At 72.4% G+C, this 11,789-nt stretch carries 6 protein-coding genes; 4 read left to right on the top strand and 2 right to left on the bottom strand.

What is annotated here, in order from left to right:
* Together ABT336_RS24700 and ABT336_RS24695 are read left to right on the top strand one after the other, a co-directional pair.
* On the top strand, positions 1-1,403 hold a 1,403-nt coding region (locus ABT336_RS24700), incomplete at its 5' end, for a non-ribosomal peptide synthetase (protein ID WP_350899545.1).
* Positions 1,397-2,146, top strand: coding sequence for a thioesterase II family protein (locus ABT336_RS24695; protein WP_350899543.1), 750 nt, complete (start codon positions 1,397-1,399; stop codon positions 2,144-2,146). The genes ABT336_RS24700 and ABT336_RS24695, both read left to right, overlap by 7 nt.
* Before the next feature lie 55 nt (positions 2,147-2,201).
* On the opposite strand, the gene ABT336_RS24690 is transcribed toward ABT336_RS24695, so the two are convergent.
* A complete protein-coding gene (locus ABT336_RS24690) occupies positions 2,202-3,170 on the bottom strand; it encodes an LLM class flavin-dependent oxidoreductase (protein WP_350899541.1) in 969 nt (322 codons plus the stop codon).
* 3 nt (positions 3,171-3,173) lie between these two features.
* Positions 3,174-3,377, bottom strand: a complete 204-nt coding sequence (locus ABT336_RS24685) for an MbtH family protein (protein ID WP_350899539.1) — start codon at positions 3,375-3,377, stop codon at positions 3,174-3,176.
* 187 nt (positions 3,378-3,564) lie between these two features.
* On the opposite strand from ABT336_RS24685, the gene ABT336_RS24680 reads away from it, so the two are divergent.
* Complete coding sequence (locus ABT336_RS24680; protein WP_350899537.1) at positions 3,565-5,889, top strand: MFS transporter; 2,325 nt, start codon at positions 3,565-3,567, stop codon at positions 5,887-5,889.
* Between the two features lie 248 nt (positions 5,890-6,137).
* Positions 6,138-11,675 (top strand): type I polyketide synthase, encoded by a 5,538-nt coding sequence (locus ABT336_RS24675; RefSeq protein ID WP_350899535.1) that lies wholly within the window; start codon positions 6,138-6,140, stop codon positions 11,673-11,675.
* Positions 11,676-11,789: the final 114 nt, after the last annotated feature.

Here is an 11,789-nt window from a genome sequence, read left to right as displayed (position 1 = left end):
CCGCCGCCGACCGGGAGACCGACGAGGAACCGTTGCCGGAGCCGTCGACCACCCTCGACGGAGTCGCCGCCGTCATCTACACCTCCGGCTCCACCGGCCGACCCAAGGGCGTCGCCGTCACCGGCCGCGCCATCGTCAACCGGATCGAGTGGTTCGCCGCCGAACACCCCTACCGGCCCGACGACGTCGGCTGCCTGAAGACCCCGATCGCCTTCGTCGACTCCCTGTGGGAACTGCTCGGCGGGCTGGTCCACGGGGTGCCGACGGTGGTGGTCGACGCCGACACCGGACGCGACCCCCGGGCGCTGACCGGCGCGTTGGCCGCGGCCGGGGTGACCCGACTCCTGCTGGTGCCGACGCTGCTGCGGATGCTCCTGCTCACCGTCGACGACCTCGCCGACAGGCTGCCGACGCTGCGCCTGTGGATCAGCTCCGGGGAACCCCTGCCCGCCGCCCTGGCCCGGGAGTTCGTCGACCGGATGCCCGGCCGCTCCCTGCACAACCTGTACGGCTCCGCCGAGGGCTGGGACTCCCTCTGTCCCCCCGCGTACGTCCCGGACACCGCCGACGGGGTCGTCCCGGTCGGCCGTCCCCTGGCCAACGTCACCGCGTACGTCCTCGACCGGGCCGGACAGCCCGCACCGGTGGGCGTCCCCGGTGAGCTGTACGTCGGCGGGGACTGCCTGGCCCGTGGCTACCTCGGGCGTCCCGACCTGACCGCCGAACGGTTCGTGCCCGACCCGTACCGTCCGGGTGCCCGGCTCTACCGCACCGGCGACCGGGCCCGGGTCCGCGCCGACGGGCAGGTCGAACTGCTCGGTCGGGTCGACCACCAGGTGAAGATCCGGGGTTTCCGGGTCGAGCCGGGTGAGGTCGAACGCGCCCTGGAGGCGATCCCGGCGGTCCGACAGGCAGCGGTGGTGGCCCGGCACCGTACCCCGGGGGCGGAGCCGGAACTCGCCGCGTACCTGGTGGCCGACGGTGCGCCGACGCCCGCACAGCTGCGTACCCGGTTGGCCGAGAGCCTGCCCGCGCACCTGGTGCCGTCCACCTTCACCCTGCTGGCGTCGCTGCCGTCGACGGTCACCGGGAAGGTCGACAGGCTCGCCCTGCCCGACCCGGACCAGCAGCCGGTCGCGACCCCCGCCGCACCGGCCGACGAGGCCGAGGAGGAGCTCGCCCGGCTCTGGGCGGAGGTTCTCGGGGTGCCCCGGGTCGGGGTGCACGACGACTTCTTCGACATCGGCGGGCACAGCCTCCTGGCCGCTCAGCTCGTCGCCCGGGTGGGCCGGGAACGGGGACGTGAGCTGCCGATGCGGCTCGTGTTCGACCACTCCACAGTGCACCGCATGAGCCAGGCTCTGCGGGCGCTCGACGCCGAAGGAGGCGAGGTCCGATGCTGACCTCACAGTGGATCGCGCGGCTGCGGCCGTCCGGCGACGCCCGGATGCGACTGATCTGCTTCCCCCACGCCGGTGGGGGTGGGGCCACCTTCCGCTCCTGGGGTCCGGACCTGCCCGACGGGATCGACCTGTGCGCGGTCCGGCTGCCCGGCCGGGAGAGCCGGCTGCGGGAGCCGCTGCTGACCCGGATGGAGGACGTCGTCGGTCAGCTCGGCGACGTGGTCGAGGGGCTGACCGACGTCCCGTACGCCCTGTTCGGCTACTGCTCCGGGGCGTTGACCGCGTTCGAGCTGGCCCGGCTCCTGGAGCGGGCCGGACGGCCACCGGCGCACCTGTTCGTCTGCGCCTGCCCGTCCCCGGCGGCGGTGGACCGCGACGGCGGGGTGCACAAGATGTCCGGGCCCGAACTCGCCGACCACCTGCGGGCGTTGGGCATCATCCCCCCGGTGATCATCGACGATCCGGGGCTGTTCGCGATGTTCGAGCCGAGCGTCCGCGCCGACTACGAGGTCTTCGAGTCCGACACGTACCGGTCGGGGCCGCCGCTGCGGATGCCGATCACGGTCTTCGGGGCCGACGACGACCCGAGCACCACGGTGCCGACGATGCTGCGGTGGCGGGCCGAGACCAGTGGCGAGTTCGCCCTGCGGCTCTTCCCCGGGGACCACTCGTTCTTCGAACAGGACCGCCGGTCGATCCTGCGGACGGTGGCCGCCGAGCTGACGGCGGGCACGACCGGGTGAGACGACGAGGGCGGGTCGGGGAGCACCCCGCCCGCCCTCGGCACGCGTACCCGGGTCAGCCGGAGGCAGCCTCGCGGACGGCCCGGGCGGTACGCCGCCACCGGTCCCTGTCGTCGTGGGCGCTGGCCATCGGGGCGAGCACCACCTCGGTCGCGCCGGCCGCCGCGAACTCGGCGATCCGGCCGGTGACCTGGTCGGCCGAGCCGATCACGCCGACCGCCCGGAGCAGGTCGTCGCCGATCCCACCGTCGGTGAGGGCGTGGGCGTACCCGCTGGCCTCGTACATGGCCCGGTAGTTGGGGACCCGGGCGTAGGTCGACAGGTACTGCCGCAGCGACTCGGTGTCGGTGGCCGGGTCGTCGGAGACCGCACCGGGGGTGAACACCACCACCGGGAAGTCGTCGAGGCTGCGACCGGCCCGTTCGAGCCCCTTGCGCAGGTGCGGGATCGCCACGTCCCGGACGTAGTCGACGGTGCACATCCACAGCAGCAGACCGTCTGCCACCTCACCGGCCAGCTCCGCCATCCTCGGCCCCAGCGCCCCCAGGTACGTCGGGACGAGCGGCCGTCGGGGAGAGGCGTAGCGGGCGTTGCCCTTGTAGTACGTGCCGTCGCGGTAGACCTCGCCGGTGTGCAGCAGCGAGGTCACGATCTGCAGGTACTCCCGCATCGCGGGCAGGGCCGGTCCCAGCGGGACACCCAGGGACCACTCGGCGGTCAGCCGGTGTCCCATCCCCAGACCGAGTGCGAACCGTCCGTCGGAGACCTCGTCGATCGTCGCGGCGGTCTGGGCCATCACCACCGGCGGCCGGGTGTAGATCGGCAGGATGCCCGCGCCGAGCTGGATCCGGTCGGTGACGGCCGCCATCGCGGCGAGCACCGAGGCGCTGTCACGCATGTTGGGCAGCTGGATCAGCCAGACCGAGTCCAGGTCGAGTTCCTCGGCGACCCGGGCCCGGCCGATCAGCTCGGCCACCCCGAGCCCGCTGCCCTCGATCGCGATGCCGGTACGCAGTGCGCCCACCGGTCAGACGCCCATGCGCTGCCGGAGGCTCTTGGGACGCATGTCGGTCCACACCCCCTTGATGTGCTCCAGGCACTCGGCCTTCTGGCCGGTCACCCCGACCTCGGTCCAGCCGTCCGGGACCGCCCGTCCGACCGGCCAGATCGAGTACTGCTCCTCGCCGTTGATCACGACCGTGTACTGCCGGTCGTCGTCGTCTGCGAACACGCGGATCTCCTCTCGGCGGGCATGGGCCTGCGCAGTCAGATGCTCGCGGGGGTGACCGGGTGGGGCAAGGCGTCCGGGGCTGCTGGCGAGAAGTGGACACCGCGTTGACGGGGTGCCCGGCTCTGCCGTGCCCTGTAACGGTTCGAGCGGCGGGCACCCGGTATCCCGCGCGACACGAGGAGGCGGCGTGACCGACACGGTGCCGGAACGTACCGGCTCCGCGAAGCCGGCGGGCACGGTGACCGCTCCCGCCTCGGCGATGGTCCCGGACCAGGCGACACCCCCGGACCAGGCCGTGGCGTCCTCCGGCGCCGGTGCCACACCACCCGGCGACGGCGGCCCTGCGGTGAGCCCGAGGGCAGGTCGACCCGCCCCGCTCGGCCGGGCCTTCTGGGCCCTGCTGGCGGCGATGTTCGTGGCGAACCTGGGTTCGGGGATCACCGTCGTCGCCTTCCCCTGGCTGACCTCGGAGCTGACCCGGGACCCGCTGGCGATCGCCGCGGTGGCGGTGGCGGCGGAGCTGCCCTGGCTGCTGTTCAGCCTTCCGTCCGGGGTGTGGGTCGACAGGTACGACCACCGTCGGCTGATCTCCACCACCCACATCGGTCGGGCCCTGGTCGTCGGCCTGCTCGCCGTCGCGGTCTTCACCGACGTCACAGCGCTGTGGATGGTCTACCTGGTGGCGTTCGCCATCGGCACGCTCACCGTGCTCAACGAGAACGCCAGCCAGACGATCCTGCCCCGGGTGGTCCGCCCGTCGCAGCTCAACCGCGCCAACAGCAACCTGCTGCTCGCCGACACCACCGGCGGGGTGTTCCTCGGTCCGGCGGTCGGCGGTTGGCTCCTGCTGGTCTCGGTGACCCTCCCGTTCGCCCTGGACGCCGCCCTGTTCCTGCTCGCCGCCGGGCTCATCGTGCTGGTCAAGGTCCGGACCCGGCGTCCGGCCGTGGTGGCACCGGCCGCCGCCGACGGGGTCGAGGCGAACCCACCGCCCACGGCCGCGTCCCCGACCGACCCGCCGACGGATGCGGCGTCCGGACCGGATGCGGCGTCCGGACCGGGGGCGACGGCCGTGCCCCCGACCGAACCGCTGACGGTACGCGGGACGTTGCGGGCCGACATGGCAGTGGGGCTGCGCTACTTCTGGGGCCACCGGGTGCTCCGCCAACTCGGGATCTTCCTGGGGCTGCTCAACCTGGCCAGCTCCATCATCGTGGGCACCCAGGTCCTCTTCGCCCAGGAGGTGCTGGGTCTCAACCCCGGCCAGTACGGGCTGTTGTTCGCCGTCGGGGCGATCGGGGCGGCGGCCGGGGCGGGGCTCGCCCCGATGCTGGAGGAGCGGTTCGGGCCGCGCCGGGTGCTGTTGCTGACCCTGGCGGGCAACAGCGCCGTCGGGCTCAGCATCGGGTTCACCTCCAGCGCGATAGTCGTCGGGGTCGCCCTGTCGGTGGGGGCCGCCCTCGCCGTCATCTGGAACGTGGTGACCATCTCCTACCGGCAACGGATCGTCCCCGAACACATGCTCGGCCGGGTCAACAGCATCTACCGGCTGCTGTCCTGGGGGCCGCTGGCGTTGGGGTCGCTGATCGGCGGCGTGGTGGTCAAGGCCGCCATCCCGCTGCTCGGTAGGGAGGGCGGACTGCGGGCCCCCCTGTTCCTGTCCGCCGCGCTCGCCGCGGTGCTGACCGGGTACGCGTTGCTGAAGCTGCGCGACGGGATCTGGTCGAACGACAGGGGCGAGGTCTACGCGGACGCGCCCGAGGACGAGGAGGACGACGTGACAGTCGACGAACGGTCCCGGGCCGCCACCGACGACCCCGTCGAGCCGGCGTTCGGTGGTTCCGGAGGTGCCACCAGACCGGTGCTGAAGTCCCTGGTCGGGGTGAACGTCCTGGTCGCCGTGGTGGCCCTGGTCTGGGTGGCGGTGACCGAGGGGCTCACCCCGGACGGCGCGATCTGGGACGGGATCAGCCCGCTGCACCTGGCTGGTGAGATGAACGGCGAGGCCGTCGACTCGGGGCAGGTGTGGCGGCTGGTGACCACCATGTTCCTGCACTACGGCCTGGCCCACCTGCTGGCCAACATGGTGCAGCTGGTCCTCGCCGGGCGGCGCCTGGAGCCGATCCTCGGCGCGGCCCGGTTCCTGCAACTGTTCCTGCTGTCCGGGCTGGGTGCCTCGGTGGCGACGTACCTGTTCGCCCACGACGCGTTGACCGCCGGGGCGTCCGGGGCCGTCTTCGGGACCTTCTCCGGCCTGCTGGTGGTCTGTCTGCGGCTGCGTCGCCGACCGGTGCTGCCGATCGGGCTGATCGTGTTCGGGGTGGTCACCACGTTCGCCATCCCCGGGATGGCGGTCGCCGCACACGTCGCCGGGCTCCTGGTCGGCGCGGTGGTGGCGATGGGCTTCGCGCTGCCCACCGGGGAACGCCGGGAGCGGACGCAGCGGGCCGTACCGCTGGGGGTCCTGGTGGTGCTCGTCGTCGTCGCGACGGTCGCGGTGATCATGGGGTAGTCGCCCGCCGAGCCACGCGCACCGGTGCCTCCGGCACCGGTGTCGGTGGCGTCCGACCTGCCCGGTCCTGTCCGTGCCGCCCGGCTGGCGACTACTCGCCAAGCGGGCCCGACCATCTTGTCGCTGCTCGTGTCCGGCAAACAGACTTCGTTCGTCCTGTCTGGCCGGCCCGAGTGGCAAGCCCACGACCGCATCGATCCTGGTGGATACACGCGGCATCGATCCTGGTGGAACTGAGAGGGAATACGGTGAGCGGTGTCGAAGACGCGCAGGTCGCCATCATCGGGTTGGCGGGCCGCTTCCCCGGTGCACGCGACGTCAACGAGTTCTGGCGCAACCTCGTCGGTGGGGTGGAGTCGATCACCTTCTTCAGCGACGACGAGCTGAGGGAGGCCGGGGTCCCCGACTCGCACATCGCCGACCCCAGCTACGTCAAGGCGGCCCCGATCACCGAGGGCGCCGACATGTTCGACGCCGGCTACTTCGGGATGAGCCCCCGCGAGGCGGAGATCCTCGACCCGCAGCACCGGATCTTCCTGGAGGAGTGCGAGACCGCCCTCCAGCACGGCGGGTACGACCCGGGCGCCTACCAGGGCCGGATCGGGGTGTACGGCGGCGTCGGGTTCAACAACTACCTCGAGGACAACGTCAACAAGCACCCCGAGGTCATCGGGGTGATGGGCAAGCTGTCCACGAACATCTCCAACACCGCCGACTACCTGGCCACCGGTGTGTCGTACCGGCTGGGCCTGCGCGGCCCCTCCTTCACCTGCCTCAGCGCCTGCTCCACCTCGATGGTCGCCATCCACCTGGCCTGCCAGGCGCTGCGCGACGGGGACTGCGAAATGGCCCTCGCCGGTGGGGTGGAGGAGTTCATCCCCCGGGTCAGCGGCTACTTCTACAGCGAGGGCAGCCTCTACTCGCCCGACGGGCACTGCCGCACCTTCGACGCCAAGGCCCGGGGCACCGTCTTCGGCAGCGGGGCGGGAGTGGTCCTGCTCAAGCGCCTCGACGCCGCGCTCGCCGACGGCGACAACGTGCTCGCCGTCATCCGGGGCACCGCCATCAACAACGACGGGTCCGCCAAGGGCGCCTTCACCGCACCCAGCGTCGAGGGGCAGCTCGCGGCGGTCTCCGACGCGCTGACCCGCTCCGGCGTCGACCCGGCGACCATCAGCTACGTCGAGGCGCACGGCACCTCCACCTTCGTCGGCGACCCCATCGAGGTCACCGCGTTGACCAAGGCGTTCCGCCAGCACACCGAGCGCCGGCACTACTGCGGGATCGGCTCGGTGAAGACGAACGTCGGTCACCTCGGCGCGGCCGCCGGTGTGGCCGGTCTGATCAAGACGGTCCTGGCGATGAAGCACAGGGTGCTCCCGCCCCACCTCAACTACGACGAGCCGAACCCCCAGATCGACTTCGACAACTCGCCGTTCTACGTCAACACCGACATCACCCCGTGGAAGTCCGACTCCGGGCCGCTGCGGGCCAGCGTCAGCTCCTTCGGCGTCGGCGGCACCAACGGCCACCTCATCCTGGAGGAGGCGCCGGCCGTCACGCCGTCGTCCGCCCCGAAGCGCGCCGAGCAGCTGCTGCTCTTCTCCGCCCGTACCCCCAGCGCGTTGGAGTCCACCGCCGCAGCGGTCGGCGCCCACCTGCGGGAGCGGCCCGAGGAGCTGGCCGACGCCGCGTACACCCTGGCGGTGGGGCGGCCGGTCCGGCAGGTCCGCAGCTTCCTGGTCGCCGGTGACGGGGCCGAGGCCGGTGACCGGCTCGCCGCCGGGGTTCCGCAACCCACCACCGGCGTCGTCCCGCCGCGCGGCGGCAGCCGCGCCGTCGCGTTCGCCTTCCCCGGCCAGGGTGCCCAGTACCCGCAGATGGGCCGGGACCTCTACGACAGCGAGCCGGTGTTCCGCACCGAGGTCGACGAGTGCGCCGAGGTGCTGCTCGCGCACACCGGATGGGACCTGCGCGAGCTGCTGTACGGCACCGGCGACGAGGCCGCGCTCGCCCAGCGGCTCAACCAGACCGAGGTCACCCAACCGGCCCTGTTCGTCGTCGAGTACGCGATGGCCCGGCTGGTGCAGAGCTGGGGGCTCACCCCGGACGCCATGGTCGGGCACAGCGTCGGCGAGTACGTCGCCGCGACACTGGCCGGGGTCTTCACCCGCGACGACGCGCTGCGCCTGGTCGCCGAGCGCGGTCGACTGATGCAGCAGCTGCCCAGCGGGTCGATGCTGGCGGTCCCGCTGCCGGAGGAGACCCTCGCCTCCCTGCTCCCCGCCGACCTCGACCTGGCCGCCGTCAACGGACCCGGCCTCTCGGTGGTCTCCGGCACCCACGCCGCCGTCGAGCAGTTCGAGGCGGTCCTCGGGGTGCAGGGCATGCAGGGACGTCGACTGCACACCTCGCACGCCTTCCACTCCCGGATGATGGACCCCATCCTGGAGCAGTTCACCGAGCTGGTCGCGGCAGTGGCCCGGCGGGAGCCGACAGTCGCGTTCGTCTCCAACCTGACCGGTGACTGGATCACCGCCGAGCAGGCCACCGACCCCGGGTACTGGGCGGCCCACCTGCGCAACGCCGTCCGCTTCGACGACGCCGTCCGGCTGCTCACCGAGGGCGACAAGCGGGTCCTGGTGGAACTCGGACCGGGTCAGACCCTGACCGGGCTGGCCCGACGTCGCCTCCCCGCCGACAAGCAGGGCCTGGTGGTGCCGACGATGCGGCACCCGCAGCGCCGCCAGCCCGACACCACCGTCCTGCTCGGCGCGCTCGGCCAGGCCTGGCAGGCCGGTGCCGCCGTCGACTTCTCCGCGCTGTGGTCGGGGGAGACCCGCTACCGGGTGGTCCTGCCCCGGGTGCCCTATGAGAAGCAGCGCTCCTGGCTCGACGGGGTCGCCACCGTCACCGAGACCCAGGACGTCGCGGTGAGCACCGAAACCGGGCCGTACTACGTGCCGGTGTGGAAGCAGACCGCCCTGCCGGCCCCCGGCGAGGTGGACACCGACGCGGTGTGGCTGGTCTTCGAACCGGCGGGGGAGAACCCCGTCAACGCCCTGACCGGGCGGCTGCGCTCGGCCGGGGCCCGGGTGGTCACCGTACGGGCCGGCGACGAGCCCTCCGCCGACGGCGACGCGTACGTGGTGCGTGCGGGCGAGGCCGCCGACTACCCGGCGGTGGTCGCGGCGGCCCTCACCCGGCAGCCCGGTCGGCTCAGGGTCGTGCACGGTTGGCTGGTCGGCGACCTGTCCGGGGCGACCGCCCGGGACCGGGCCCGAGCCGGTCTGGACCACGGGTTCTTCAGCATCCTGGCCACCGCGCAGGCGTTGTCCCGCAACCCGGTCAGCCCGCCGCTGGACGTCTACCTGCTCACCAGCGAGCTGCGCGACGTGGTCGGCGGCGAGCGGATCGAGCCGGTCAAGAGCGGCGTGGACGGGTTCGTCAGGCTGCTGCCCAAGGAGTTCAGCGACACCACCTGCCGTTCGGTCGACGTGGCGGGCGGTACGCCGGACTCCGTCGCCGAGCAGGTGCTGCGGGAGATCACCTCGGCCGTCGGTGACCAGGTGGTCGCCTACCGGGGCCGCAAGCGGTGGACCTGGGCGCACGAGGAGGTCGCGCTCGACGGGGTCGGCGCGGCGCAGCGACTGCTGCGCGACGGCGGGGTGTACCTGATCACCGGTGGCCTCGGCGGCATCGGCCTGGTCACCGCGAAGGACCTCGCCGAGCGGCACCAGGCCAAGCTGGTGCTCACCGGACGCTCCGGGCTGCCGCCCCGCGACCAGTGGGACGACCTGCTGGCCGGTGCCGAGAGCCCGACCACCGCCCGGATCACCGCGGTACGCGAGATCGAGGCCGCCGGCGGTGAGGTCCTCGTGGTGGCCGCCGACGTGACCGACCCGGACCAGCTCCGCGAGGTGCGGGCGCAGGCCGAGGCGACGTTCGGGCCGGTGTCCGGGGTGCTGCACGCCGCCGGCATCACCGGCGGCGGGATGCTCGAAACGCGCCAGTTCGCCGACGCCGAGGCGGTGCTCTCCGCAAAGGTCTTCGGCACCCTGGCCATCGAGGAGGTCTTCGGCGACAGCCTCGACCTGATCGTGCTCTACTCCTCGTTCACGGTCTTCTCCGGCGACTTCGGCCTGTTCGACTACTGCTCGGCAAACGCGATCCTCGACGCGTACGCCCACGCCCGGCAGGAGGGCCGAACCCACGTGGTGTCGGTCAACTGGCCGATCTGGTCCAAGCTGGGAATGGCCTTCGAGATCGACGCACCGGACCTGCTCACCTCCTTCGAGATGGGCGACCGGTTCGAGCAGGTGACCCACCCGCTGCTGGGCAGCCGGCTGGTCCGCGCCGGCAGCGACCAGGTCATCTTCGTCAAGAACCTGTCGACCGACGACTGGGTGACCGCCGAGCACCAGCTCGCCCACGTGCCGACAATGCCCGGCACCAGCCTGGTGGAGATGGTCCGGGCGGCCTACCAGGAGGTCACCGGGGAGGCGACGGCCGAGGTCCGGGACGTGGTCTTCATGCGGCCCCTGTCGTTCGACGAGAGCCGGACCGTCCACGTCATCCTCACCCCGGCGCAGGGCGGCAGCTACGACGTGCTGATCGCCGACGCGGACGCCGGTGGCGGCAACCCGGTGGAGTTCACCACCGCCCGGGTCGGCCCGGGACCCCGCGACGACGCCCCCCGCCACGACCTGTCCGCCTGGCGGGCCACCTGCGCGGTGGAGGACGAGGCGGAGGCCGCCACCGAGGGGATCATCAGCCTCGGCCCGCGTTGGCAGCAGGCCATCAAGGGGCACTGGCACAGCGAGAGCACCGAGGCGGGGCTCTTCGACGAACTGGTCCTGCTGGAGCTGGGTGAGGAGTTCCTCGCCGACCTGACCCAGTTCGGGCTGCACCCGGCGCTGCTGGACAAGGCCACCGCGCTCGGCCAGACGGTGGTCGCCAGCCAGACCAGCCACCTGCCCTTCGGCTACGACCGGATCACCGTACGCGGGACCCTGCCGCGCCGGTTCTACAGCTACATCAGGCACCTCGACGACACCCGGGGCGCGCTGATCCGTACCGACATCACCCTCGTCGACACCGACGGGGTGGAGTTGGTGGCGATCAAGGGCTTCACGATGTTCGAGTACGCCGACACCACGATGTCCACCGACGGGTCCCCGGACGCGACGGCGCAGGCCGACACCGACGACGACGAGAGCCAGTTCAGCGTCGCCAGGCAGTTGGAGCGGGCCCTGCTGCGCAGCAACGAGAAGGCCTTCGGCATCGAGCCCGACGACGGCTACCCGATGCTGCACCGGATGCTCGACTCCGGGGCGGCCCCGCAGGTCATCGTCTGCCCGGACAGCTTCGTCAAGCGGATGCGGATGGCCGCCGAGGTGACCCGGGACGCGCTGCGGGAGCAGCTGATGGCCGCGCCGAAGCCGACCTCGTCGGTGGCCACGCGCAGCCTGCTGACCCCGTACGTGGAGCCGGACGGCGACGTCGAGCGGGTCCTCGCCGCGATGTGGGCCGACACCCTCGGCCTGGACGCGGTGGGCGCCGAGGACGACTTCTTCGACCTCAACGGCAACTCCCTGATCGCCGTGCAGCTCGTCGCCCGGATCCGCGACCAGTTCCAGGTGGACCTGACGGTGGCCGGACTCTTCGAGGCACGCACCGTCCGGGCGCTGGCCGGGCGGATCGAGGAGCTGGTCGTGGAGCTGCTCGCCGGGCTCTCCGACGAGGAGGCGGCGGCCCGACTGGCGAGCATCACCACCCGCAACTGAGCAACCAGGAACGGCGGTTGGTGAGCCGGCAGCCGACGCAGCCGGTGAGCCGGTCAGCCGGTGAGCCGACGCAGCCGGGTGACCGCTTCGGTGAGGACCTCCGGACGCTTGCAG

The organism is Micromonospora sp. NPDC000207, assembly GCF_040300925.1.
Lineage (GTDB): Bacteria > Actinomycetota > Actinomycetes > Mycobacteriales > Micromonosporaceae > Micromonospora.
This window is presented reverse-complemented; position numbering and strand designations above follow the sequence as displayed.

Excerpts from the sequence above, each read along its gene's own strand:
- ABT336_RS24695 (WP_350899543.1), top strand. The coding sequence starts at position 1,397 with ATGCTGACCTCACAGTGGATCGCGCGGCTGCGGCCGTCCGGCGACGCC.